Origin of the sequence: Nitrospira sp. BLG_1 (assembly GCF_047338595.1) — a bacterium.
In the GTDB taxonomy this organism is placed as follows: Bacteria; Nitrospirota; Nitrospiria; order Nitrospirales; family Nitrospiraceae; genus Nitrospira_D.
Window position 1 is genome coordinate 1 of the sequence record NZ_JBLFBO010000037.1, and the last position, 26,178, is coordinate 26,178.

General features: G+C 55.0%; 24 protein-coding genes. 12 read left to right on the plus strand and 12 right to left on the minus strand.

The annotated features are described in order from the left end of the window. A partial coding sequence (locus ACMTNU_RS16780; protein ID WP_413936453.1) for a fibronectin type III domain-containing protein occupies window positions 1-1,334 on the plus strand: 1,334 nt, incomplete at its 5' end. Window positions 1,335-1,591: 257 nt separating this feature from the next. On the opposite strand, the gene ACMTNU_RS16785 is transcribed toward ACMTNU_RS16780, so the two are convergent. The 3 genes from ACMTNU_RS16785 to ACMTNU_RS16795 all read right to left on the minus strand — a co-directional run bounded on the left by ACMTNU_RS16785 (window position 1,592) and on the right by ACMTNU_RS16795 (window position 4,121). Continuing rightward, entirely contained in the window at window positions 1,592-2,287 is a 696-nt protein-coding gene (locus ACMTNU_RS16785) for a fibronectin type III domain-containing protein (RefSeq protein ID WP_413936454.1), read from the minus strand. 138 nt (window positions 2,288-2,425) lie between these two features. Beyond that, window positions 2,426-3,016 (minus strand): fibronectin type III domain-containing protein, encoded by a 591-nt coding sequence (locus ACMTNU_RS16790; protein WP_413936455.1) that lies wholly within the window; start codon window positions 3,014-3,016, stop codon window positions 2,426-2,428. Between the two features lie 478 nt (window positions 3,017-3,494). Continuing rightward, window positions 3,495-4,121, minus strand: coding sequence for a fibronectin type III domain-containing protein (locus ACMTNU_RS16795; RefSeq protein ID WP_413936456.1), 627 nt, complete (start codon window positions 4,119-4,121; stop codon window positions 3,495-3,497). A gap of 641 nt (window positions 4,122-4,762) precedes the next feature. Between ACMTNU_RS16795 and ACMTNU_RS16800 the strand changes: the two genes are divergently transcribed. Beyond that, window positions 4,763-5,758 (plus strand): hypothetical protein, encoded by a 996-nt coding sequence (locus ACMTNU_RS16800; RefSeq protein WP_413936457.1) that lies wholly within the window; start codon window positions 4,763-4,765, stop codon window positions 5,756-5,758. A 159-nt stretch (window positions 5,759-5,917) separates the two neighbouring features. Here ACMTNU_RS16800 and ACMTNU_RS16805 read toward each other — a convergent pair whose 3' ends face one another. The 3 genes from ACMTNU_RS16805 to glgC form a co-directional block, all read right to left on the minus strand. Further along, on the minus strand, window positions 5,918-6,973 hold the full coding sequence (locus ACMTNU_RS16805) for a DEAD/DEAH box helicase (RefSeq protein ID WP_413936458.1): 1,056 nt from the start codon (window positions 6,971-6,973) through the stop codon (window positions 5,918-5,920). 160 nt (window positions 6,974-7,133) lie between these two features. After that, window positions 7,134-8,993, minus strand: coding sequence for a helicase-related protein (locus ACMTNU_RS16810; protein ID WP_413936459.1), 1,860 nt, complete (start codon window positions 8,991-8,993; stop codon window positions 7,134-7,136). Beyond that, window positions 8,968-10,290 carry a glucose-1-phosphate adenylyltransferase gene (gene glgC, locus ACMTNU_RS16815; RefSeq protein WP_413936460.1) on the minus strand — a complete coding sequence of 441 codons (1,323 nt, stop codon included), beginning with the start codon at window positions 10,288-10,290 and terminating at the stop codon, window positions 8,968-8,970. The genes ACMTNU_RS16810 and glgC overlap by 26 nt, the downstream gene beginning before the upstream one ends. Before the next feature lie 55 nt (window positions 10,291-10,345). Here glgC and ACMTNU_RS16820 point away from each other — a divergent pair, with 55 nt between their 5' ends. From ACMTNU_RS16820 to ACMTNU_RS16865, 10 genes are all read left to right on the plus strand, one after another. Further along, on the plus strand, window positions 10,346-10,630 hold the full coding sequence (locus tag ACMTNU_RS16820) for a hypothetical protein (RefSeq protein ID WP_413936461.1): 285 nt from the start codon (window positions 10,346-10,348) through the stop codon (window positions 10,628-10,630). Between the two features lie 306 nt (window positions 10,631-10,936). After that, window positions 10,937-12,118 (plus strand): TolC family protein, encoded by a 1,182-nt coding sequence (locus ACMTNU_RS16825; protein WP_413936462.1) that lies wholly within the window; start codon window positions 10,937-10,939, stop codon window positions 12,116-12,118. A gap of 40 nt (window positions 12,119-12,158) precedes the next feature. Beyond that, the gene (locus tag ACMTNU_RS16830) at window positions 12,159-13,346 is read left to right on the plus strand and encodes an efflux RND transporter periplasmic adaptor subunit (RefSeq protein WP_413936463.1); all 1,188 of its coding nucleotides are present in this window, start codon (window positions 12,159-12,161) and stop codon (window positions 13,344-13,346) included. 55 nt (window positions 13,347-13,401) lie between these two features. Next, entirely contained in the window at window positions 13,402-16,473 is a 3,072-nt protein-coding gene (locus tag ACMTNU_RS16835) for an efflux RND transporter permease subunit (RefSeq protein WP_413936464.1), read from the plus strand. 39 nt (window positions 16,474-16,512) lie between these two features. Continuing rightward, window positions 16,513-17,307, plus strand: a complete 795-nt coding sequence (locus ACMTNU_RS16840; RefSeq protein WP_413936465.1) for a HEAT repeat domain-containing protein — start codon at window positions 16,513-16,515, stop codon at window positions 17,305-17,307. Window positions 17,308-17,366: 59 nt separating this feature from the next. After that, window positions 17,367-17,912 (plus strand): peptide deformylase, encoded by a 546-nt coding sequence (gene def, locus ACMTNU_RS16845; RefSeq protein WP_413936466.1) that lies wholly within the window; start codon window positions 17,367-17,369, stop codon window positions 17,910-17,912. Window positions 17,913-17,934: 22 nt separating this feature from the next. Further along, on the plus strand, window positions 17,935-19,659 hold the full coding sequence (locus ACMTNU_RS16850) for an ABC transporter ATP-binding protein (protein ID WP_413936467.1): 1,725 nt from the start codon (window positions 17,935-17,937) through the stop codon (window positions 19,657-19,659). A gap of 197 nt (window positions 19,660-19,856) precedes the next feature. Continuing rightward, a complete protein-coding gene (locus ACMTNU_RS16855) occupies window positions 19,857-20,051 on the plus strand; it encodes a hypothetical protein (protein ID WP_413936468.1) in 195 nt (64 codons plus the stop codon). Window positions 20,052-20,056: 5 nt separating this feature from the next. Next, entirely contained in the window at window positions 20,057-20,266 is a 210-nt protein-coding gene (locus tag ACMTNU_RS16860) for a hypothetical protein (protein WP_090750909.1), read from the plus strand. A gap of 79 nt (window positions 20,267-20,345) precedes the next feature. Then, entirely contained in the window at window positions 20,346-20,519 is a 174-nt protein-coding gene (locus tag ACMTNU_RS16865; protein ID WP_413936469.1) for a hypothetical protein, read from the plus strand. A 420-nt stretch (window positions 20,520-20,939) separates the two neighbouring features. Here the strand turns inward: ACMTNU_RS16865 and ACMTNU_RS16870 are convergent, their stop codons facing one another. From ACMTNU_RS16870 to ACMTNU_RS16895, 6 genes are all read right to left on the minus strand, one after another. Beyond that, a complete protein-coding gene (locus ACMTNU_RS16870; RefSeq protein WP_413936470.1) occupies window positions 20,940-22,328 on the minus strand; it encodes an NAD(P)/FAD-dependent oxidoreductase in 1,389 nt (462 codons plus the stop codon). Window positions 22,329-22,420: 92 nt separating this feature from the next. Further along, complete coding sequence (locus ACMTNU_RS16875; RefSeq protein WP_413936471.1) at window positions 22,421-22,639, minus strand: hypothetical protein; 219 nt, start codon at window positions 22,637-22,639, stop codon at window positions 22,421-22,423. 487 nt (window positions 22,640-23,126) lie between these two features. After that, window positions 23,127-23,564, minus strand: coding sequence for a cupredoxin domain-containing protein (locus tag ACMTNU_RS16880; protein WP_413936472.1), 438 nt, complete (start codon window positions 23,562-23,564; stop codon window positions 23,127-23,129). A gap of 39 nt (window positions 23,565-23,603) precedes the next feature. Continuing rightward, on the minus strand, window positions 23,604-24,500 hold the full coding sequence (locus ACMTNU_RS16885; protein WP_413936473.1) for an STAS/SEC14 domain-containing protein: 897 nt from the start codon (window positions 24,498-24,500) through the stop codon (window positions 23,604-23,606). Between the two features lie 399 nt (window positions 24,501-24,899). Next, window positions 24,900-25,829: an SHOCT domain-containing protein gene (locus tag ACMTNU_RS16890; RefSeq protein WP_413936474.1), complete on the minus strand. Its 930-nt coding sequence runs from the start codon at window positions 25,827-25,829 to the stop codon at window positions 24,900-24,902. Window positions 25,830-25,840: 11 nt separating this feature from the next. After that, the coding region (locus ACMTNU_RS16895; protein WP_413936475.1) for a hypothetical protein at window positions 25,841-26,178 on the minus strand (338 nt) is incomplete at its 5' end.

Consider the following 26,178-nt stretch of genomic DNA (forward strand, 5'->3'; position numbering starts at 1 on the left):
TCTACAGCCGGGCCCTGACATTGACGGAGATTCAAACGGATCGGACCACGCCGATCTCCTCCGGTTCGACCGATACTACTTCACCAAGTGATGTGACAGGTCTAAACGCCTCAGCCACCAGTGGCACCCAGATCAATCTCAACTGGATTGCAGCGACTGACAATCTTGCCGTGACTGGCTATCGCGTGGAGCGCTGCCAAAACGTTGGCTGCACGACCTTTGCACAAATTGCAACTCCTGCCGGGACCACCTACAACGATACAGGTCTGGTGGCCTCGACGGCCTACAGCTATCGGGTGAAGGCGGCCGATGCTGCCGGCAACGTGAGTGTGAATTACTCCAACGTGGCAACGGCCACAACCAATGCGGATACGACGGCGCCGTCGGCGCCAACTAGCCTGACGGCGACTGCAGCCGGGAGCACTCAGATAAATCTGACCTGGTCCCCCTCCACGGACAGTGGGGGAAGCGGCTTGTCCGGCTATGAGGTGTTGCGCTGCCAGGGGACAGGCTGCACCAATTTTCTGCTGATTGCGACGGTGGGGACTACCGGTTACAACGATACGGGATTGACGGCCAATACGACCTATCTCTATCAGGTGCGTGCCGTGGACGGGGCCTTCAATCGCAGCAGTGTTACCACCATTTCTGCCACCACGGGGGGTAGCGGTGGGGGCGGGGGAGCGGGGCTAGTGACGGCCTTGGGGATGAACGAAGGGACGGGGACCACGGTGGCGGACGCGTCAGGGGGAGGGCATACGGGCACCTTGCTCAACGGACCGCTTTGGGTGGCCAGCCAGGCGACCTACGGCCAAGCGGTGTCATTTGATGGCACCGACGATACGGTGACGCTGGCCAATCCCAGTACGTACAACTTCGGGACGGCTGATTTCACGATTGAATTATGGGTCAAACGCAATGCGCTGGGGGGACAGCAACGGCATCTGTTCAGCCGCTGCACGGCGACCACGTGGGTGACGGGGTGCAAAGAGCTCTACTTCAACCAGAGCAACCAGTTAGTTTTCGGATCGTTTGCGACGGGGGATACAGTCTCGGTCACGGTGGCGGACACCAACTGGCACCATGTGGCGGTGACGTTTGTGGATACGACGAACACGCTGAGCTTCTATGTAGATGGGACGTTACGGACCACGGCCACGAAGGCGCTCGAGGCCGATAATGCGACCCATCAGGCGGTTTTTGGGAACCATCTGTATGGGACGCCTGGGGAGAGGAATGCCTTCAGCGGGCTTCTGGATGAAGTGCGGATCTACAGCCGGGCCCTGACATTGACGGAGATTCAAACGGATCGGACCACGCCGATTACACCGTGAGGTGAAGAAGGCCTTATATTCGCTGAACAGTAGTCTGAACTATTTTGATCGTAGAAGGTGTCCACCCTAGTTCTTCACCCACTTAGATGCTGAGATAGCTTGGCTCTATATCTGGAAGAGGATTGACTAACCGGCCTTTATTTATAAAGAGGATGGAGTTGATGGGCCACTCCCTGTACGGGGGGTGGCCCTTTTCTTTTTCTCCCTCTCCCATAAAAGGAGATCACGCGACAGAACACCTTCTGTCGTATATATGATCATTGGATCGTTTTACTCACTATGTTGGATGGGGCACTCTCACCTGCACTGTTATAGGCAGAGACAACGAAGTAATAGGTCTTCCCAACTGTCAGACTATTCACGGTAGTTGATGTGACAGTGCCCACAGTAATGGTTCGTGAGTACTGACCGGGAGCCTCCCCGACGTACACTTTATAGCCAGTGATCGTTGCACCGGTGACCGCATTCCACATAAGAGTTGCGCTGGATGTGGTGGATGGCGGTTGTGAGGGTGCGGGCGAGATAATCAATGTCACCGGGACTGTTTTAGTGTACCAGGTTCCTACTTTGATGGTGACGGTGGCAGTGTATGTCCCCGCTCCTCTCCCACTCGTGTTGACAGCGACCGTGAGTTTCTTACTGCTCGTCATGGAGGTGCTTGTAGGAGACACTGTCAGCCAGGACCTATTGTCTGAGGCCGTGAGCGTAGCGCTGCTAGAGTAAGGTCTGGAGACGGTTATCATCTGGCTCGGTGGGTTAGAGGCACCCTGCACCGCATAGTAGGTCAGCGAGGTTGGAGTAACGCTCACAAGGTGAGTCGCCAAGCCTTCAGAAGCGAGCCCCAGGCAGATGAACGTGATCGTCCCAATCTGCAAGAACCGAGACAGGGCTAAACAGCAAGTGTGACGGCGAGCTTGAGCGATGTGTGGGGTGTTTGCCATGTAGTACCTCATTTGTGTCTTGACCTTTCCTCTGTGTGAAGGCTCCACTTTGTCAGTTGCCGTTGCATGGAGGCCATGCAACCTTGGCTTACTGAATATGAGAGAGTCTGTGGTGCGTGTGTTCCACGGACCACCACCCAATTCTGCCGATTAGGATTGAGCCGGAGGAGTTATCACCATGATTTCATTCGAACAGAGACTCTCAGACACGCTCTCGTTAAACGCACGGATCGCAAAGAAATATGAAGTGTTGGGTTCGAGACCGGTGATTGTGGCGGATGGACTCTCGACAGTTTGGTTTGCCCCGCGCGAACATGAATTTGGCTCCTCTGTCTCTACCTGTGCAGCATCTGCATCCTCAGAAGGTGACTCATCTGAGCTCGCTGTTTCCTCTGAGTGTTTTCCATAATAAATGGCGTAACCGGTTACATCGATGTCAGAGGGGCGAGTCCAGGATAAATGTGCGGTCACTCCGGTTGTTGTTGAAGTCATCGTAATGATCGGGTCTTCGCCTCCACCATCATGGTCATGGTCTGCCTCCTCGGAATCAGACGCCTGATCGGGTCCCAACTCTGTTGAAGCATCCGTTGGGGTAGAAATGCTGGAACTTATCGGTCCTCCTGCTCCTTCACCTGTGCAGCCGGCTACCCAGAGGAGTGGCAGAATCAACAGTGCCGGAGAGATCATTGAGAGGCTGGATTGGCGAAATGCGAAACCGACCACATGTTCAAACGGCAACATACATATACTCCTCTAGGTGATTTGACGGATAGCGGTGATGAGATCAAGTTTTTACATGTTGGTGATCGCCGAGAGAGGCGATCACGGTTAACTGGTGATTTTCAATAATCAGAGAGAGGTTGAGCAAGAATAGTGCCGAAAGAAATATGATCGATACGCTTAACTTTTTAAGTATTTAGAGTACGTAGTCCGGACCGGAGGGTGTATGGTGTGGAGGGTTTCGCCTGCAGAAAAGATCAAGAACGAACAAGAACGCTCTCATGCAGCTCGTTAGCTGCTCTGAGCCACGCTTTACAAGATGATACGTGAACAGCAATAGATGTTTGGAGGAACACAGGCGCTTTTCACAACACCGAACAGGAAACCTTTCATCGCCTGACCCATGATTAATAAGATGGTGTCGTCGATTGGTTCCACAACACGCATCCTAATTCAGCAAAGAAGCAGTTCGTGCTCAGCCTTAAAGATCGTCTCGCCATCAATAGATACTCTTGCTAACCTCATTTGATGGTGGGCTCTCACCCGCACTGTTATAGGCGGTCACGGAGAAATAGTAGGTTGTCCCATTCGTCAAACTGTCAACGGTATACGATGTGACGTTACCTACAGTGATCGTCCTGCTATAGACCCCTGAGGCCGTTCCTACCTTCACATTATAGCCACTCAGGGATGGGTCAGTGACTGCGGTCCATGCGAGCGTGGCAGTCGTGGCTGATGGTGGGGAGGACAGGGTCATGGTCACAGGGACTGTCTTCGTTGCTTTTCCCACCTTGATCGTGATGGTGGCATTGTAGGTGCCAGCAGCGAGCCCACTTATATTGACTGCCACCGTGAGCGTTGCCTTGGTCGTCATGGAGGTGGTGGACGGCGAAACGGTCAACCAAGAAGCGTTGTCTGAAGTCGTGAGCGTTGCCTGGCTTGTACGACTTCGGGAGACGGATAACGTCTGGTCGGGAGGATTTGTTCCATCTCGAACAGCGTTAAACGTCAATGCTGTCGGGCTCACAGTGAAGGCCAGGCCTTCAGCAGCCTGCCCGAGGCCGATGAAGACCGTGACGGCAAGTACCAGCCAGAACCATCCTGTGGGTCGGTGAGTGTGTTCCATGAACAGTGCCTCATTGGTAGGTTTTCGTTTGATCGTGTCGCACGCCTCAATACCGTGGTGCACATGGCGTGTGTGTGACTGGAACGGGAAACGCAAATGCGGTGCCTGACCGGCAGCCGCTTAGCATTCTTTAATTTCAAGGAGTTCTGAAAGCTTTATTGGTACGGTAGGCTCAGCGATGGTACTGATTCGTATCGCAGGCATCAAATATGTACGTGATTTTCATTCATCCTAACTATGTCTATCGAGGTGGCCCCAGGCACCGAGAGTGTGCATGAGTTGAGAAAACCCTATCCGTACAGCCACGTCTTCCGTATGATTTATCTGATTGCGATCGCAATTTATTCCAGCATAATAAAGGTGAGAGATTAACCATGCCTGCCGTTTTGAATCGTGACAGAAGAGGACGGACCTCCTGCACCAGTCACGACTCCACAGACTTCTTTGGAAAGAGTCTGGGCCTATCTCGGAGTGACGATGGTACTGGTCGCAGCCATCGGTACCTGGTTGATCTGGTTCTCGGCATTGCTTCGGCAGAACCTTCAGGAAGAACGTATTTGAGAGGCCTGTCGACGGGTCATGCCGGATACGACCGTCCGATGCGTCGATACGGTGATTATCCAGTGAGGAGGTGTCAGGCGATGAGGAAGAGGCAGGATCGAGCATGCACGGCACTGGCGCTGTTGGTTCTAATGGTGTCGGCCGCACCGAGCTGGGGACAGGACGCCGAACCGCAAGCCAGGCCACGAGTAGAACTCTCGGTCAGGTCATGGATGTTCACAGCCGGCACTACCACATGGAGTCATGATGCTTCCGGTCTTGACCCGCGATTAGGCGATCCGACGTCCAAGCTCATGTACAAGGACAACGATACCCATATTATCGAACTCGGAGGACGGTTGAATTTCGGCCTTCGTGGGTTTCTCCAAGCCGAGGGGGGATTCTCCGTCTCCTTTGATCGTGGCCTTCTTGTCGACGATGACCATACGGCCGTGGGTGGCCAGCACCTCTTCTCACGAACACACAGCGATCTCTCGGGGTCAGGCACCCAATATGTGACGCTCAATCTCGGCGTTCGCGCCGTCGAGTTTGCAGAATCGCGGGGCTATCTCGAAGTGTTCGGAGGACTGCAATACTGGAGAACGAAATACGAGGCGATCGGCGTGCGACAAGTCGTCTGTAACTCCTCGGGAATTCCCGGTCTATCATGCACACCGAACTTCACTCTTCCGGGTGTGTTGGCCATCAGCAATACGACGCACTGGTTTACGCCGATTCATGTTGGGTTCCACAGTGAATACCGCCTCATTCCGCGTGTCAGCCTCAACCTCACCGCAGCGGTGAGCCCGGTCAGCATCCTGTATAACGAGGATGTGCATCATCTGCGCTCCGATCTTCAGCAAGACCCGAGTTTTTCCATGTGGGGAGTCGGGGTGAGCGCCAATTCAAGTGTCGGCCTCAAATTCCTCGTGACACGACATCTAGCCTTGACCGGAGGCTATCGCGTCATGTGGAACCGCACCTATGCCGGTGAATGGGAGAGTCATCCTCTCGGGAGCGGATCTGAAACTGTTCCGCTCACTGGATTCCAAACCATCCGTCACGGTATGATGGTCGGACTGACAGGCTCCTTTTAAACTGTTCGGATGGCAGAAGAACGACCGTCTTGGACGTCCGGACGGCAAGGTCTCTTCATCGCATTCAATGGAGAGATGTTTACCCTCAAGATGGAAGTGGCCGGGATGTCCCAGTGGAATGCCCTGACGTTGTGCTAAGTGCGGGGCTTCCGGGAAGAACTACCGTCTTGGACGTCCGGACGGCAAGGTCTCTTCTTCGTATTCTATGAAGAGGTGTTTGGCTTCTGGATGGAGATGTCCGGGATGCCCTTGTGGAATACTCAGCGTGCGAAACAGGGGGGTCAGTCTCCCATTGGGATGTAAATACCCGGCTCTCAGGGGCACGGTGCGCTTGCTGTGTCGCACCAGTCGACAGGGGGTTGCTCGGATCGACGTCAGCCAATCGGCAATGTCTTGTGGATTCCCGATGGAGGCCGAGAGCAACAAGAGTCTCGCCTGAGAGGGGCAGAAGATAATCGTTTCTTCCCACACGACACCGCGTTCTGGATCAGCCAGGTACTGCGATTCGTCCAGGATCACCAAACCGAGTGTGTCCAATCTGACATCGATCTCGCCGCTCGCCGCATCATAGAGCAGATTGCGGAGGATCTCCGTGGTCATGACGAGTAGCGGGGCTTGCCCGTTTTCCTGGCGATCACCGGTGAGAATGCCGACCTTGTCCGGTCCGAAGATCTTCGAAAACTCCGCATACTTGGTGTTCGACAGGGCCTTGAGCGGCGAGGTGTAAATGACACTGCGATTGTCCTCCATGGCCCGGCGTGCCGCTTCAATAGCGACATAGGTCTTTCCACTTCCGGTCGGGACACTGATCACGACATCGGTCTCACTCACGGCGGCCAAGGCTTCAACCTGCCAGGGATCCTGGATGAATGGTTGGGGAGCCGGCACGCCGAGTCCATGCAGCCACTCTGTGAGCGAGACGGGAGGATCCGATGGCTCCGTGTCCGAAGACCTGGTTGCAACGTGCTTATGAACGACGGGTTGAGCCCCAGGCCTTCTTGACGATCCAGAGGTTGGACTGGATTGACGTTCTCCAATCAGCGTCAGTAGATCGGATTCAAAGCCGGCCCGATTTTGGCTCGAATGTTGGAGCAGCAGATCAATCAGGCGCCGTTTCCCGGCACGAAAGTGGCGCTGGACCCGGCCACGGGCCAGGCGATGCAGCACCGCCACAGGTTGTTGAGCCAAGAGCTGTTCAAGTTCGTCGGTGGTCATGTCTTGCTCGTGAAGCGTGAAACGTATCGGTCGAGAGTTTTAAGTTTCATATTCTTAGTTTGAGGTTTTTGAATGTCATACATCTTGAGACTTTGGACGTGAAACGTGGAACTCAAGATCGAAAGAACGAACGACGATTCAGGAATGATGCGAGACGCGGTCATGGCAATTCCTCCAGCACACCACGTCGGATCGCCGTGATCGCTTGGGATGCGGATTCGGCGAGACCAGGGTGTGTGGTCTTGAGGGTTTGCACCTGCGAGAGATACTCCAAGGTCCTGGCCAAGAGTCGATAGATGTCGCCTTCAGCCATGGTGGTCAGCCGACAGAGTCCGATCCAGGTGAGGGTCGGGTCGGCGACCCAGCGCTCCACGAGGGCTGCCACATCCGCGCGGAGGAGCGGAGGATCTTCGTAGGGCGATAAGCTCTCCGCGAGTTTGCGAACTTGCCCGAGCAAGGAACTCAGTCCAGGACTGATACGAGGAAAGGCGCCGGGGCGATCATCATCGTGGGCCAGACTGGCCAGAATACCGGCAAGGAGGGACGGATCTGCGCCGGTGAAGGCCTCAGCACGAATCAGTTCGGTAATGAGCAGCGAATGGTCGATTCGGATCAGTCGTGCCCATTCTCCCTCCGTCGTCAGCTGTGTCGTCAGGGTGAGATAGCCGAATTTCTGCAAGACCTCGACGCGCTCTTGGAACCGATGCCAGAGACTGGTGCGCAGAGCCTGAATGGATTTGGTATGCCGCTGTTGTTCCTGCCGGATGCGTGACGCAGTGAGAAAGTCTTTTTGGCAGGCGGATCGCGAGGGACAGGTCGGACAAGAAAAGTCTTCGAGTGATTGAACGACGGCATCGGGGAGCGGCTCGCCATCGGTGGACATTAGAATTGGGAGGAGGGGTAACCGGAGCGGCAATTCGTCAAGCTGGTGGCTGAGCCGATCGAACGTGTCGGTGGAGCACCAGGGATAGGCCGATGTTTCGGGACAGTCGTAGGTGCGGTCGTAGACTTCCTTCACGCTGGTGACCGGACATTCCGTGACGGTGCTGTCCGGTCTCAACACGGTGAGCATCGAATTCCTCTGGCCTTTGCTCCGATATTGGCGAAGCACGATGCCCCGTCCTCTGCTGAACCCGACGACCCGCCCTGGTGTCAGAAACGGCAGGCGCGCTGCAATTTCCGGTGGTTCAGCGCGATAGGTCGGATGGCGCGTATGGCGGTGTCTTCGCGCATGGTCGAAGGTGTGCCATTGGGTGATCCAGTCCGTACAGACGCGAGGGCCAAACGGTTCCATCTTCACGTGGAGGGCGTCGAGCTTCTGCTCGAGAACCTCGGCTCGCTGATTCAACTGAAACTGAGCAAAACTCTTGGCCAGGATCCCTTGGATGTGTTCGTGGGGATGGGCTTTCAAGAGATTCAGGACCATCGGATAGCTGATCGTAAACTGGCTGTCGATGGCTTCCGGCTGTCCGGTCAACCCCTTGGTCAGCACCGACAGGTCGATATAGGGCGAAGGGGTAATTACGGCAAATCCGACATGGTCCTTTCCGCGCCGTCCGGCTCGCCCAGCAATCTGCTGGACTTCGCCGGCCGTCAAGTCGGTGAAGTCGCGGGATTTGCGGATGCTGGATTGTGTGATCACGACCGTGCGTGCTGGAAAGTCGACGCCGGCCGCCAATGTCGTAGTGGCAAAGACCGCATCAAGATGTCCTTGGCGCATTAATTCTTCGATGGCGATTTTCCACGTCGGCAGGTGCCCGGCATGATGGGCAGCCACGCCGATGCGTTGCACGATGGGAATCAGCGGGTGTTCGGCAATACTGGGGTGTTGAACCATGACCTGCTCGAGTGCTTTCGCAATCGCATCTTGCCGTACGGGCGGCAGTACGAAGTTGGCATGGTCGAAGGCTTCCATGGCTTCATCACAGGCTCGCCGTGAAGTGAGAAAGACGATCGCGGGAGTGAGATGTTTCTGACGGAGCGCGGAAATGAGGTCAACCGGATGGATCGACGGAGGCATGCAGCTTCATTCCTTTTGAGATGACCACGAGGCCCGATTCCGTGACGGTAAATCGCTGTGCGTCGGCCTCTCGGTTATACCCGATCTCTGTCTGAGGAGGGATCGTCACATCCTTGTCGATGATGGCGCGTCTGATCCGGCTCTGTGCTCCGATCGTGACATTTTCCATCACGACGGACTCACGGATATCAGCATGGTCGTGCACGTGCACGTTCGGAGAGAGGACGGAATTCTGGACCCGTCCACCCGAGATGATGCAGCCGCCGCACACGATTGAGTCTAGCGCGACACCCATGCGACCTCCCTGGAAATCCTGGGCGAAGACGAACTTGGCCGGTGGAAACTGCCCCTGATAGGTTCGGATCGGCCACTCCGCGTCGTAGAAATTGAACTGCGGATCCACGGAGACCAGGTCCATATTGGCTTCCCAGTAGGCATCGAGCGTTCCGATATCACGCCAATACTTGACCGCTTTCTTGTTCGCGTCTTGAAATTTGAAGGCATAGACCCGTTTATCGGCGATCATCTTCGGGATGATATTTTTCCCGAAGTCGTGCGCGCTGCCTTCTTTGGCATCAGCGAGGAGGTATTCGCGGATCACCTTGGTGCGGAAGAGATAGATCCCCATCGAGGCAAAGGCGTGGTCCGGATCGTTGGGGAGCGGAATGGGATTCGCCGGTTTTTCATCGAATCGGGTAATCCGGTAGTCTTCGTTCACGGCAATCACACCGAAGCGAGAAGCTTCTTGGATCGGGATGTCGATGGCTCCCACGACCGCATCTGCGCTCGTCGCGATGAGCCAGTGATACATCTCCGCGTAGTTCATCTTGTAGATGTGGTCGCCCGCGAGAATCAGCAGGAACTCGGGGTGTTCATCATCGATCAAGAACATGTTCTGATAGACCGCGTCGGCCGTGCCGCGATACCAATCTTCGCTGATGCGTTGCTGAGGAGGAACCGAGGCGATGTATTCGTCAAGGTCGGCGCTGAGAATGTTCCAGCCGGCTCGAATATGTCGATCGAGTGAATGGGATTTATATTGGATAAGGACGGCGACTTTACGGAGCCCCGAGTTCAAACAGTTGCTGAGCGTAAAATCGATGATGCGATATTTTCCGCCGAAGGGAACGGCAGGTTTGGCCCGTTGTGCGGTGAGGGGATTGAGCCGCTCACCTTTTCCTCCGGCCAGGACCATCGTGAAGATATTCTTCATCTTTTTGATTGTATCAGGACCGTCTTGAAATAGAAAGAAAGCGGAATCGTTGACTTCCCGTGCCATGCGGATAATACTAGCCACCAGAACGTCGCCTTGAGCCGCTCGGCTTGATCGGCCATGAACAGAAGGAGTGAGCATGAAGCGAGATGTTGTCATCGCGGCTCTGCCACGAGTCGAGTCTAGATCGGTCACGAAGCTGGTGGAGAGAACCTCAGACCCACTACGGAACATGGCCTTGCGGCTGGAAAAGTTGGAAGAGCAGATCCAGAAGTTGTCTGAACTGGTGCGTGATCATGCGGAAGATATGGATCGACTGGTTCGGATCGTGGCTGAGAACCAGGATGTGGTTCGCCAGCAGTTGCTTCGTAAACATCACGAGAAGGTTCGGGTGCGGAAACATCTTCGAGAACTCGGTTCATGAGGTCGCTGCAGATCGCCGACCTGACTTAGGGGTCAGGTTAAGTGGCTCTCGTCCGTTCTGGTCCACAGCTCGTCAGCAGCACAAGTCCCACCATCGGTACGAGTTTGGCACATCGATGAACATCTCGGTCACGATCGGTAAACGATTCGAGGGAGGGATGCCTCTTCCCCCAATTTTCAGATGAGTTCTCTTACACCCATCCTGTGCTGTGTATGCTGGACTATCGGTGTCATTGCCGGTGTCTCTGACAGTGCGGCGGCCACGACAGAGCCAGCGAGGAGCGTTGCGTCTCCTACGGCGTCGACAGTGCGATTGAGTCTGGAGGAGGCGATCGGCCTGTTTGTGCAGCAGAACCTTGATCTGTTGATCGCCAAATACGGAATTGAATCCAGCAAGGGCGAGCAGTTGACCGCCCGATTATTTCCCAATCCCGTGGCGTCCCTGGGGGGGGTGAGCTCACCGGTTCAGGGCCGCACATTGGGGAATAGCGGACAACTCACGTCGCAGATTCAACAGCTGTTCGAATTGGCCGGCAAACGGGGCTATCGGATCGAGAGTGCCGAATTCGGACTCCACTCAGCGGAGGCCGGTTTTGAAGATGCTGTTCGTCAGCTGCGGTTCGCCGTGAAGGATGCCTACTACCGTACGCAACTGGCCCGTCGACGACTGGTGTTGGCGGAGGAAAACCGGGACCGTTTTTCGCGTATTCTGGAAGTCAATACGATTCGATTCAAGAAGGGCTATATTGCCGAAGTCGACTTGATCCGGATTCGCCTGCAGTTGATCGATTTCCAAACGCAAGTCATTCAAGCGATTCAAGAGTCGGAATCGGCTCGATCCGATCTCCGCCAACTCTTGCGGCTTTCTCCGGCTATTCCGGTGGAGCTGACGACGGAGTTGGAATATCAACGAGTGGATCCGGACATCGTCAAGTTGCGTATGCTTGCGTCAGACCATCGTCCTGATGTCCGTGCGAAACGGTCGACGCTGTCACAACGCGAGGCCGAGTTGAGGCTGGCCAAGGCCTACAGGATTCCCGATGTCACCGTTGGAGCGGGGTATGCCGTCCAGGGCTCCCATGGACCGGATAACTCAAACCAAATGGCGTTCAGCCTTGGCGTGCCGCTGCCGTTGTTCAATCGCAATCAGGGGAAGATCATGCAGGCAGAGGCCTCGATACAGACGGCGGGTGCCGAGCTGAGCAAGACACTCAATCAGGTTGAAAATCAGGTGGAGGTCGCGTATCGCAACTTGCTCGAAAGCCGTCGGTTGGTCGAGGCCTTTCTAGGTGGGGTGCTTGATGACGCGCGGTTGACCTTTACGATCGCGGAGCGAGCCTATGATCGGGGCGGGGCGACGTTGATCGATCTCCTTGACGCAGCCAGGACTTCGCGGACGATCCAACAGAACTATATCGAGGCCTTGTTCAATTATCAGCGGAACCTGATTCAACTGGAAAGCGCTGTTGGGGCGGACATCACGTCATGATGCCGTCGATTCGGCACACAGTACGGATTGAGATGCAACAATGAACGACGGTCTGTTGTATTCCTGCCGCTATTCTCTCTGGCCTGTGTGTGTGATGGTCACCAGTGCCATCATCCTCTCGCTTTCGGCCTGCCGGCAGCAGGATCAGCCTCCTCAATCACCGACCGCCGCGCATGGGTCCGACAAGAACGGAACAGCGCGTCCCGTCGAATCGGCATCGCGTGTGGAAACGGCCCTCGTCGAGTTCAATTCGTCCCACCAAGGATTAACCTTGTCGGGGAAGATTGCCTATGGCGAGGACAAGTATTCACGAGTCTCTTCCCCGTTACAGGGACGAGTTGTTGAGGTGAGGGCTCGACTGGGCGGTCGGGTGAAGGCGGGGGATGTGTTGCTGGTCGTGGATAGTCCCGAGATCGCGCAGGCCTATTCGAAATATGTCAGGGAAGACTCCGATTTACAATATGCGACGAGAGCTCATGAATTGGCCAAGGATCTGTACGAGAATAAGGCATTGGCGCTGAAAGACCTCAAGCAGGCCGAAAATGAGTTGGTGAAAGCCCGCGCCGAGTTTCGTCTGGCCAAGGAGCGATTGCTGTCGTTTCGGATCGCCCCCAAAGAGCTGGACAAACCGCTGGATCAACAACAGATCACATCGCGATTCGAGATGAAGAGCCCACTGAGCGGGATCGTGGTTGAGCGGACCGTGACCCCGGGCCAGTCCGTGACCGGCGATCCTGACCACGTGCTGTTTACCGTGGCTGACTTGGATGTCTTGCAGGTTGTGGCTGACGTCTATGAGCATGATTTGGCACTGGTGCGAGAAGGGCAGTCCGCGGTGGTATTGGTTGAAGCCTATCCTGGTGTGGAATTTCCTGCCCAAGTGACATCTGTGGGCGATGTCGTCGATCCGGCTACGAGAACCATCAAGGTGCGGGCACGTGTCGACAATCAGGCGCACAAACTGAAACCGGAAATGTTCGCACGGTTGCAACTGGATGTTGGGGATACGCGTCAATTTTTGACGGTGCCGCGCGAAGCGGTGCTGGAAGTCGACGGCAAACAGTTTGTGTATGTGGTCGAGGGCGATCGCAGTTATCGCAAACGAGAAGTCAAGATTGCCGCGATTTCGCCTGATCAGACGAGGGTCGTCGAAGGGCTCAAACAGGGAGAGCGCATTGTGACGAAGGGGGCTGTGCTGATTAAGGGGCAGGCGGTGCAGGGACCATGATTGTTCCCTTGTGCCGACCCTACTGCCGGTCGCCCCGTTTTCTCGAAGAGGGCCGATGATCACGAAAATCGTTGAAATGTCGCTCGTTCAACGATTCCTCGTCTGTGCCCTCGGGCTTCTGTCCCTCTTCGGCGGTCTCTATGCTTTTCATCTGCTCGACATTGTAGCCTATCCAGATCCCGCTCCTCCGATGGTGGAGCTGATTACCCAGCTGCCCGGCTATTCAGCTGAGGAAATCGAACGACAGATTACGGTTCCGATCGAGGTGGCGTTGAGTGGGACTCCTCGCCTTACGGATATCCGTTCACTTTCGATCTTCGGCCTCAGTGACATCAAGGTCTATTTCGACTTCGACAGCGATCTCTTTCGGGATCGCCAAGAAGTCTTGAATCGCCTCAACGCAGTTCAATTGCCGCAAGGCGTCCAGCCCGTCCTTTCCCCCTGGTGGGCCATCGCCGAAATCTATCGGTATGAACTGAGTGGTCCGAACGAAAGTCTGACTCATTTGAAAACGATCCAAGACTGGAAAGTCCGACGGGCCTTCAAGCGGATACCGGGAGTGGTCGATGTGACGACCTTAGGAGGGACCACGAAAGAATATCACGTCGATATCGATCCGGGAAAACTGATCAGCTATGGCGTGAATCTCTCGCAAGTGATGACGGCCTTGTCGAACAGCAATGCGAATGTGGGGGGTAATTACTTAACGATTGGGGCACAGAGCTACAACATTCGTGGGCTGGGGCTGATCAACGATCTGGATGATATCGAGAATGTGATGGTGGCGGAAAAAGAAGGGACCCCTATTTTCATCAAGACGCTCGGAAAGGTTACCGTGGGCCATCGCGTGCGTCTCGGTAAGGTTGGGATTGATGATCGGGACGATGTGGTGGAGGGGGTGGTGCTGCTCCAGCGTGGGGCGCAAGCGTTACCGGTGCTCGAGCGGGTACGGGTGAAAGTAAAGGAGCTGAACGAAGGAAAACTGCCATCCGGAATTTCCATCAACACGTTCTATGACCGGACGACATTGATCCACACGACGGTCGAGACGGTCATCGATATCTTGCTCAGCGGAATGGTACTCGTCTTTGTCATCCTGTTCGTGTTTCTCGGACATCTCCGTGCCGCGCTCATCGTCGCGCTGACCATTCCCCTTTCGTTGCTCTTCACGTTTACGATGATGGTTTCCGTTGGTCAGTCGGCCAACTTGATATCCTTGGGTGCGATTGACTTCGGGATTATCGTGGATGCGGCGTTGGTCATGGTCGAGAGTATCTTCTTTCAGTTGGCGAACAGTAAGACACCACAGGTGACGATCCACCAGCACATTATTCGGGCCGCCCGCCGAGTCGGGAGGCCGATCTTCTTTTCGACGGCGATCATCGTCGTGGCCTTTGTACCGCTGTTCACGATGACCGGCGTTCCTGGCAAGATCTTCGCTCCCATGTCGATCACCTATGGGTTTGCGCTGGTGGGAGCCCTGTTAATGGCGTTTACCCTCGCTCCTGTGCTTTGTTCGTTTCTCTTGCAGGCTCCGATCAAGGACAGTGATACGGCGATCATCCGGGTTGTGCGGCGCACCTATCTGGGACTGATGGAATGGGCCATGGATCGACGACTCCTGGTAGTCGGGTCTTCGACGGGGTTGGTGGTGCTCGCCGTTCTGGCGCTGCAATTATTGGGTGGTGAGTTCATGCCTGCACTGGAAGAAGGCAATTTATGGGTGCGAGCCACGATGCCGGTCGATATCTCATTTGATCAAGCGGATCGATTGGCGAACGACATTCGTCGGATGTTCAAAGCATCCCCGGAAGTCGAGACGGTGGTGTCCCAACTCGGGAGGCCGGATGACGGGACGGACCCCACCAGTTTTTTTAATGCCGAATTCTTGGCCAACTTGAAGCCGGCATCTGCATGGCGCCGAGGATTGACGAAAGAGTGCCTAATCGAAGAAATCGAATCCCGGTTGAAGACGATTCCAGGCGTCATTTTTAATTTCTCCCAGGTCATTGAAGATAATGTTGAGGAAGCGATGTCAGGGGTGAAGGGGGAGAATTCGATCAAATTGTTTGGCGCGGATCTCAAACTCATGGAAACGAAGGCGGTCGAGATTGAATCGGTCATGCGTACCGTTCCTGGGGTGAAAGATCTGGGGATTTTTCGATTGATCGGGCAGCCAAATCTTTTGATCCAGGTCGATCGCGAAGCCAGCGCCCGGTATGGCTTGCGAGTGTCCGACGTGAATGCGGTGGTTCAAGCCGCGATCGGAGGCCTAGCGGTGACGCAGGTCTATGAAGGCGAGAAACGCTTCGACTTGGTTGTTCGGTTTCTGCCGGAGTATCGGCAGGATGTGGAATCCATCGGTAATATCTCCGTGAACACGCCGGATGGAGCCCGCATTCCGCTCAAGCAGCTCGCAGCCATTACGATGCAGACCGGTGCCTTCATTATTTATCGTGAGAACAACGAGCGGTATATCCCGATCAAGTTCAGTGTGCGTGATCGCGATCTTCAAGGTACGGTTGAGGAAGCGCAAGTGAAGTTATCGCAACAGGTCACGTTGCCGGAGGGATATCGCATGGAGTGGGCCGGGCAATATGATCAGCTCAAGGAGGAACAGAAGCGGCTGGCGAAGATCGTGCCTGTGAGCTTGGCCGTTATTCTCTTATTGCTCTATGCCACGTTCGATTCTTTGAAGAACGCGTTGCTCGTCCTAGCCGCTGTGCCCTTTGCCTTGGTCGGCGGTGTGTTGTCGCTCGTGATTACGCAGACTCATTTCAGCATCTCGGCTGCCGTGGGCATGATTTCGACTTTGGGGGTGGCGATTCTGGGGGGTGTGTTGCTGATCTCGCGTATCGAAGAGTTCCGATTGGCTGGGCTTGGTCTCCGGCAGGCTGTGATGCGTGGTGCCGATGTTCAAATGCGCCCGATCTTAATGGCAACCATGGGAGCGGCGATCGGCCTGCTGCCGGCGTCGCTTGCGACCGGTATCGGCTCTCAGGCGCAAAAGCCGCTGGCACGTGTCGTCGTGGGAGGCATGTTGACTGCGGCCTTTTTGATCCTTGTCGTTTTGCCGGTCCTCTACGAAATCATCCACCGTCGTGATAATCTGGATAAGCAGGAATAATTGGATGTCTTGGGTAGACGAAAGGGGAATGTCATCATCGTGAAACGAACGTATGTCTTCCGACTGGGAGTAATCGGATTGTTGAGTGTGATGGGTGGGGCAGGCTCTCTGTGCGCTTGGGCGGAGGAGAGTCGAGTCTGGGCCGTTCAGGTGCCGTATGATGCTCCACCGGTCAGTCCAGATGTGCCGGATGTGTCAATTCCTCCCAATAGGGCTCCACTTGGCCCGGAAGAGCTCAAGCGAGCCGAGGCGTTGTTGCCGTTGCTGGAAGGGAAACAAGAGTTTTGGGCCATGGGGGAATTCGTACATTTGGGTGAATCGTCGGTTCCAGTGTTGATCAAGGCCTTGACCATGTCCAGTCCCAGAATCCGGTACAATGCGATTGAAACGCTGCTGATGATGAAGGGGGTGGCAGGCGTGCCGGCGCTCGTCGAGACCGCGAAGGAGCCGAGCGAACTGTCGCGAGTGCGGGAACATGCGTTACGAGTGGCGGTTCGTCTGGATGCGGCGAAAGCCTCCGAGGCTGTCGAGGTTATGGCCAAAGATCCCAATCCATCCGTGAGAAAGGCCGCTGCGTTTGAGTCGCGGTATATCCGCCAGAAGGCCGTCATTCCGATCCTGATTCCCATGGTCAGCGATGAGGAACGGTTCGTGGCGCTGTCGGCGCTGCAATCGCTCTGGATTCTGACCCGCCATGAAACTGAATTTCACGATTGGGATACCTCGACGAAGCAGGATCGCGCGGCCTGGTCGAGTGAATGGGTCGAGTGGTGGGACATCAATAAGGAGACCTTTGAGATTCCAGAACCTCGCCGACCCAAGCGGAGCCTGTGACGAGACGCTGAGGAGGTTGCGGGCTCGAAGACGGCTATGTTACGAATACTGTAGAGGGTATGACAGTGAAGACAGGAACCATGCTCAAAATCGCCAAGTTGGGGAATCCGATCCTCCGGAAAGTTGCGGCGCCGGTTGATCCACGAGAGATCAAATCGTCGGAGATCCAGCGGTTGATCGACGACATGTTCGAAGTGATGTATGACGAACCAGGTATCGGGCTGGCGGCGCCTCAAGTCTCACGCTCGATTCAATTGGTCGTCATGGGCTGCAAAGGGGAAGGAGGCTTTCCCGAAACGGTGCTCATCAATCCGTCGATCGTCTATTATGGACCGGAACAGGTGGAGAATTGGGAAGGCTGTCTGAGTGTCGACGGCTTGAGGGGGAAAGTCACCAGACCGTCACTCGTGCGGGTCAAGGGATTGGACCGGAAGGGCAAGGCCTTGGATTTTGAAGCGACTGAATTATATGCGGTCTGTATTCAACACGAGCTTGATCACCTGATCGGCAAAGTGTTTCTTGATCGTATGACGGATATGTCTACCCTGACCCAGCTGGAAGAATTCTCACAATATTGGCAAAAAGAATCGAGTAACGTCATTTGATGCCTGCCTTGCCGAACCGCTTGTGAAAGCCCTTCTTCGTGTCCTGCAGTATCTGAGACCCCATCGTACGCTGGCCGTTCTGACCTTGCTCTGCGCCGCCTGTGCGACGGCGATGGAGCTGGTGCCGCCCTGGGTCATCAAGATCATCATCGACGATGTGATTCAAGCCAAGCAGGCCTCGCTACTGCCGGGGGTGATCGGGCTTCTGGTCGGTGCCTATGTGCTCAAGAACCTCTTTGCTTCGTTGCGCATCCGGCTCAATAACCAACTCGAGCAGACGGTGGTGCACGATCTTCGCCGGCACATCTTCGCCGCGTTGCAACGCCTATCGATCACCTATTTCGAGAATCGCTCGACGGGAGAGATTATGTCCCGCGTGACCAACGACACCGAACATGTCGAGCGGATTTTTATCGATGGACTAGAGGGGATGATGACGGCATCGTTGACTCTGGTCGGCATCACAGGGCTCTTGTTCATGCTGAATTGGAAGTTGGCGGTGCTTGCGCTGCTGCCGATCCCGCTGCTCGCCCTATCGGCCAGTTGGTTCACATCCAAGGTACACGGCTACTATCGGGAGACTCGCCAGAGTGCCGCGGAGCTGAACGGCTATTTGCAAGATGCTCTGTCCGGTATCAGAGAAACAATGGGATTTGGTCGCCAGGGGCACGAGCAAGCACGATTCGACCGGTTGAGCCAGGCCTACAGTGACAAGAATCTTAAGGCGATGGTCTTATGGTCGATGTACTCCCCGGGGATGATTCTCGTCGGGGCCTTCGGGACTGTGTTGATCCTCTGGTACGGCGCAGGCGAGGTGATGGACGGGCGGCTCACACTGGGTGAGTTGGTGTTGTTTCTTTCGTACTTAGCGATGTTCTATGTGCCCATTAACCAGATCCACTCGGTCAATCATATGCTGCAGCATGCCTTGGCCGCGAGTGAACGGGTCTTTGATGTGTTGGATACGGTGCCCGATGTAGCCGATCGTTCAGGAGTGGTTGCTCCAGCCCATCGTGCGCAGGGTGAGGTGCATTTCGAGCAGGTACGGTTCCACTATCGACCTGACGTGCCGGTTCTCAAGGGCTTCTCAGCAAGGGTTTCAGCCGGAGAACGTGTGGCGTTGGTGGGGATGAGCGGAGCAGGGAAGAGCACGCTTTTGAAATTGTTGATGCGGTTTTATGACGTCACGGACGGAGCGATTCTGATCGATGGGAAAGATGTGCGTGATCTTCCTCTTACCTATCTTCGTCAGCAGATCGGGTTTGTGCAACAGGAACCTTTTCTTTTTAATGGGACCGTCAAAGAGAATCTCTTATACGGCGATTTAAACGCGGATCAGGATCGGCTGGAAGCAGCGGCGCGAGCCGCCCGGGCCCATGAGTTTATCGCTGGGTTGCCTGAAGGTTACGAAACTTGGATCGGTGAACGGGGTGTAAAACTCTCCGTGGGGCAAAAACAGCGGGTCTCGATCACCCGGGTGTTGCTGAAAGATCCCCCCATCGTCATCTTCGATGAGGCGACATCCAATATTGATACGGAGACCGAAGTCAAAATCCGGGAGGCGTTGAACGAGCTCACTGCCGGACGCACCACCTTTATCATTGCCCATCGCTTATCAACGTTACACGATGTAGACAGAATTCTCGTACTCGAAAACGGCCGGTTAGTTGAAGATGGTCGGCATGAGGAGTTGCTGAGCCGGGGTGGAGTGTATGCGGGTCTTTATGAAGCCCAGTTCCAAGTGTGACGGGATGCTTGCGGGTCAATAGTCAATGGTCATTAGCAAGAAGGAAACAGCCGGCCGTTCTGCGAATGACCGATGACAAATGACCAATGGCGAGTCGGCTCCTACTTGCGGCTATAGCAAGATCGTACTGAGGCGGTTGCGGTTGTAAATCCGAGCTCGTTATACTTCCGAAGAAGAACGAGGGAGTGGGGAGATTTATGGTGCTGGTCTACGAAAGTGATCCGTTAGACGACGAACATGCGCGCGGGCGGTTTTATCATGTCTGCCGCGGGCGTATTGATCAGACTCCCTTGAATGTTCCAGAACTAGATCGCCCCTACGAGTGCCCACAGTGTGGGATTGACCTCGAAGCCGAAGATTTCTTTATGGCTCTTCAGAAAGGATCGGTATAGACCCCATGGCTACAAGCACAGGACGAAAAACGGTCGGCGTGTCGCGTGGCTTGATGATGCTCTGCGACATCTGTTACGCCCAGGTCATTGCAGACAAGCTCACCGATGAAAAGAATTTTGTCGCAGATGCGGACACGCTGTTCGATACCATCTGTTGCGGTTGCACCGATATCAACCGCCCCCTCATCGACGACATGGCTGGCAGCGGGGAGTAAGGGGGAAGCGTTGGTCGTGAAGCGCGAAGTGTCAAGGATGAAATCCCCAGCGCCAGGGTGACGCACTCCAAAAATTGAGATGACCAACATCCCCAAGCACGGGCTCTGGCTGTTGGTCATGGGTGAGGAACTGTTCGTGTCGTCTAAAGAGTTTCTCTGGTTCAAGGATGTGACTGAATATTGCATGGCTTCAGCCTCATCACCTGTGTATTGGCAGGATCTCGACGTGGAAAACTATCACGCATCCCTCTAATCTCGAAAGCCTATGCCCAGCAAGGCATTCCAGCCGAATAATAAGTTGGCCCATATTTGAATCTAAGCGATACGAGAAGCCCCAACCCTTCTGAACTGCTTTCAGTGAATGCGACGATATCAATCGCATGCTCGTTGACGACAAGGCAAACAGCCTGCTGTCAAAATCCGCGGCGCATTTTGAAAAGTCCGGGAGATCATTGCCGAGGTTCAGTTTTAGGATTTAGACTACCGACGTCATAGAGGCCAGGATCGGAAAGGTAAGAGACCGGTAGGATGGCTGGCTGCGTATGTGATTGAGCGGGTTTGGAAGCTGACGTGCCGGGTGAGCGTACCGTGTACCTATTTTAGCATCTCCTGAACGCGAAGGGGTTTGGCCATCATTGTGGCGGAGGCCGTATGAGCCATCCCGCATCAGGCCTTAGTGCTCTTCGCGCATGTGCAACAGATCGATGGGTCGACGCATCGATCTTCGGTGCGGGGATAGTTCTTCAGATCGCTTCGAGTGTTCCAATTCTTCGTGCGGCGGTGCCTGCGTATGGGGGCGAGTTGTTCTAAAGTGGACCAGATCTTTTGAAAAGAGCACATCTAAGGTCCAATCCAAGGCCACGAGGACTTTTTTTTCAAATCGAGGTAATTTGAACAAGTAGATCGTCCTCCACAGCCACCAGGCAATGAATCCCGAAAAGTTCACGCCGAGAATATTGGCGACACCGGTCCGTTTTCCAATCGGAGCCAGGAGCCCGATCGTGGAGTACACAAACGGTTTCTTCCAGCCTTGTCGTACGGTGGCCAGAATATTCTGTGCCGCGATCCGCCCTTCCCGCAGTGCGTGTTGCGCGGTAGGGGGATGGTATTCTCCGGTCTTGCCATTCGGCACGAGCGCACAATCACCCAAGGCCCACACTCCAGACCACTCAGGAACCTCTAAATACTCGTTGACGAGAACACGACCCCTCGCCTTGGGGCAGGGCAGGGTGTCTAATAGGGGGTGCGGGCTGATCCCGGCCGTCCATACCACTGTATTTGTAGTAATCGTCGACCCATCGCTCAATGTGATATCCTGGTCCTTCACGGCGGTCACTTTACAATTTGAGTGGATTTCCACCTCTTGTTCGGCAAGCTTACGTTGGGCGTAGGTGCCGAGCTTCTCGCCGAGTTCCGGTAAAATGACGGGCCCCGCACTGACCAGGATGACCCGCAGCCTGTCCTCCCGTAGATGGGGAAAAAAGCGGATTGCCTCCCGCAGAAAATCATTCATGGCGGCAATGGTTTCGACGCCGGCAAAGCCGCCTCCGGCCACGACGAAATTCAGTAAGCCGGTGCAGAGGGAGGCCCCACATGCGAAGTCGGCCTCTTCCAGATTCGCGATGAGATGATTGCGAAGCGCAATCGCGTCACTCAGCGATTTCATCGTGAACGCGCGCTGTGCTAAACCGGGGATCCCGAAGAAATTCGTAGTGGACCCGAGGGCCAACACCAGGTGGTCATACGGCAGCGAGTGGCAATGTAGCTCGTGCCCATGTGACACCCCGACGCGTCGATGTACGAGATCGATGGATTCGATCTCGCCATGAAAGAAGGTCACCCGTCTCAGCAACTTTCGGATCGGGCTGACAATATTCGTGATATCGAGGTCGCTTGCGGCGACTTCGTGTAGCATCGGCGTAAAGAGAAAAAAGTTATCGTGGTTGACGAGGGTGACGTCCACGTTGGCTCCTCGCTCCAGCGCGCGTTCGAATTCCAGGGCGGCGTACATCCCGCCGAAGCCGCCGCCCAGAATCAGTACCCGTGGTTTGTTATTAGCCATACATCCTCATTGATACCATCTCAGGTTCGTCAGCCAAGGGAGTATCGCTGCAGCGAGTTGCAGTGCGGTCACGCCGGGTTGAGACCGGTGATTCACTGGTGCTCCGGTCTATTAAAAGTCAGTTGATAAGTGCTTCCTGTGCGATACAGCGCGATGAGCTGTTTCCTGCTCAGGCGATCGATGGCGAGAAAGAGTTCGCTCCATGCGAAGTCCGAGTGCCCGATCGCCAGCACGTCATCCATCATCATAACTCTTCGCCGTTTAAGCATCTGCAAGATGGCTTCTTCTGTCTCACCATGTCTCGCGACCATGATTCGTTCCCTCCGTTGCCTCAAGCCAGAACTTCTTCAAGTCCCAGGACGGATTCTCGTTCCATGTCCTGCTCCATCGCCGCCATTACCAGTTTGGTTGCTGACATTTCTCCACAACGCGGACAACTCACCTCGTTCCTCCTGGTTTCCGGTCCCCTTATCGATGAAGGCTGGTTTGATGTAACTCCTTAGGCAGTGCAAGAGGTCACCCTGGCTGATCGTCTGTCGACAGCAGTACACCACATCACTTCGTTTATCACGATAGGATTAGGGTCCTCCTACTTGTGGGAGTTGGCTGGTGCGCTCTGTAGGAAGGATCTGACATGGGAGCGCTCAGGAACAGGAGGAGTCAGTTGCTACCCGTGGCTGCGTAAGCACCACTGCAGCTCTAAGTATGAACGCCCACCGATCGGAATTGAACCCCTATCAAGATTCAAGAGAGATCGATCCGATTCTTCTGCATGCCGACTCCATAACGGGCGATACCTCACCGAACTTCCAGTAGGCCCTCCTGGCCCTTCTCACGATGGCTCCTCATGAAGGGGAGCTTCTTATCGCAATAAATGGCAAAGGAACCCGAGATTGTGGGGGTGAAGGTGATCATCAGACTTTCTCCGGCTGGAATTTCTTCTCGGATGTGCAGCCCGGATTGAGGATCGTCGATGATTACATTATGTGGTACCACCCACGTCACGCTCTTGAAGGTCAGTTCGACCGGTTGCCCGGCGATGACGACAAGGTGGTGAGGGGTAAACGTGAAGCTGTCGACTTCGACCATCGCGCGTTGGACACCGTCTGAGTCGATGAGAACGCTGATCGTGAGAGGACTGCCCGTGACCAGGAGAGATAGCGGCAGAAGCAACCCCATCACAACCAAGAATTCCATCGCGAACGGTTTACGTGCGATAGGGTGGTCGAGATCCATCAGCCCTTCCTTATGACCTCTACTGTGGAAAGGTACAAGTTACTCGACGACCCAAATGGCGAACCCTTGTCCTTTCCGAACGAGATCCTCTCCAACATGCGTGGAACGAAGTTCCCTGATCCACGAACGAGGGTGTCGGCCAACGACCAGCGTCCCACATTTCCAAGTCTGTGCCACCTTGAGGACCTCGTGGGCGACATCAGGGCGGTGAATGGGCGACGAAAAACTTGTGCTGACTTTGTGTGAGGACAATCCACACTGGAGGAGAATGGCCGTCGCTTTATCGAGCGACGCGTGCGCATTGCGCTTCGCTGTTTCAATCCATCGCGCTTGGTCTTGACGAAGTTCGCCGCTGAGACGCTGCTCGAGCTGAGGTTGTTCAGCTCCTCCGAATTCCAGAAGTCCTGGTGGAATGGGTGGGAGTACATGTAGGAGACGCACGTAGACATCCGTACGTCCCCGAATGATCTGACCGACATAGGAGACCGCCTTGAGCGATGCTGCGGACTCCTCCACTGCAATCAGGAATTTCTCTGTGCTATTCATGAGCGTGGTCGACTCTTGTTCAGCGACCCCCTCAACCACCCAATCTTTCGCTGTAGACACCTCGTCGAGCCGAAACACCTTTGCTGCGCAGGGAATCACGCAGCTGAAGGCTTTGAACGTATGGCGAATCCACTCTACATCGGTCACGACGGCTATGCGGTCCCAACGAAAGAGATACTCCATTCCTAGCTTGAAGTCCTCCCACAAGGCTCTCGGTTCCACCCCGGAAAAGTTGGGGTCTATCTGAAAGTACAGGCGGACCTTCTGGTAGTCTGCCAGGGCCTGTGCGACGGTGGGAATAAAGACATGTTCGTAATCTCCTTTGGTCACTTGGTTTTTGCAGGCAAAGCCCATGACTGTCGGAGGAAATCCTTCTAAGACCTCAAGCATATGACCCTCCTCTGAAACGGGGATATCGGTACGCTCGTTGTCAAGAGTCTCACGGATGTCGGAGCGCCATCACTAGTTCTTGTGTGCGCTCAAGCTTCTCGTGCAATATCTACAATCCGACATAACTCTCAGAACTTGTCGATCACCCCTTCTCGCACCACTCCCAGATATGTCTTTTCCCGACGAAGCCTCCGAATCTGTGCTTCGATATCCGACAACATACAGTCGATTCCCCGCATCCTCGCTCAGAGGCTGATCCACTTCTCGTGAACAGGTTGCCGAACTTGTTCACCATTCATGACTTTCAACGGAGTCTGGGCTGAATGAGTCACCTGATCATTCCAACGTGTCATCTCGGGTCCCTCCTCAATTGTCGTGAAGTCTATTTCGCGAGATGTCCTAGAACTGGTCAAGGAGCTGTTGTTTCTTCGCACGATAGTCGTCCTCTGTGATTAAGCCCTGTTCGAGGAATCGCTTGAGTGCTCGGAGCGGCTCTTCAATCGACAGAGGGGGAGGAGCCCCATTTGATAAGGATGGGTGAGTTGGCTGAGAAGTTGCGCTGTCTTCTAACTCTCCGAGGAGCATCGCTCGATAGTCGATGCCCAGTTCGGAGAGATCGGACGAAAAGAGACTCGTGAGTGCCTCGGCTTCTCGCATGATGGTCTGATGTTGCCTTGCGACCAGATTGTAGTGAGGTCCAGCATCAGGACGGAGCGGGCGCTCCCAGAGTAACTGGCGTGTGCTAGGCATGGTCACGACCTTCCGATAGTTCGCCAAGATGAGGTGGAGCGAAGGTCCATCCGCAAACCAGCCGCCGGTGGTGACTTCAGTCATGTTCACGTCGTTTAGGCGACTGATGCCAAACACGACACATTCATCGGGTCGGGCTTGGGCAAAGGCTTCGCTCAAGGCTGTGCTGAGGTAGTTGATCTCGTCTGGCGTGAAGGCGGGGAGCATCGGACTCGGCGGGTCACGGAACAGGAGGCCTTCGGCTTGGCGTTGCACCTGCAGCGTTAAAAGCACCGACGCCCATTCCTGAGGACGTAACTCCAGCGGATGCGTCAGGTGACGAGAGGATGTCCTGCAAGATTCCTCCGACAGCTGTTGGAGGCGGACGAATCGATTCGCCTCCTCACACCGCTCGCAGGCGAGCCTGGCCGTGGGAGTGGCAGCTCCCACGAGTGCGATGCTGAGGCAAAGCCCTACACCCGCGACCAGGCACAGACTCAGCATAGATAGTTGTTTGCACAATTGTCGCATGGCCCCCACCACTCTTGGTGCACCTTCGAGCAGAAGCGCAAGGTGCACGTTGTTATGACCCGTACTCATATCTTCTCTTCCTAAAAAGCAAAATCGATCCCAGACAAGATGGTCTGGCCATGTAAATCGCCGCCGCCAGTTCCCACTTTAGCGGTCTGAAAAAAGTTGTATTCCATGTGGAGTGCAATATCGGTGCGGCTGGATTGATGGAGATAATACCGCCCCATGAACGTATGGGAATTGACGTTATTGTAGTCCTTAGCGAATAAGGGATCTCCCTGTTGAATATTGCGAATCAAGTCGTAGCGATACGAAAACAGCCACCCAGGCGAATGGATCACTGGGAGCAGGGTTGGATACCAGTCTAATTGCGCGGGAGTTCCCCACCTGGGAGGGTGGGGGTGAGAGCAGGGCGCCG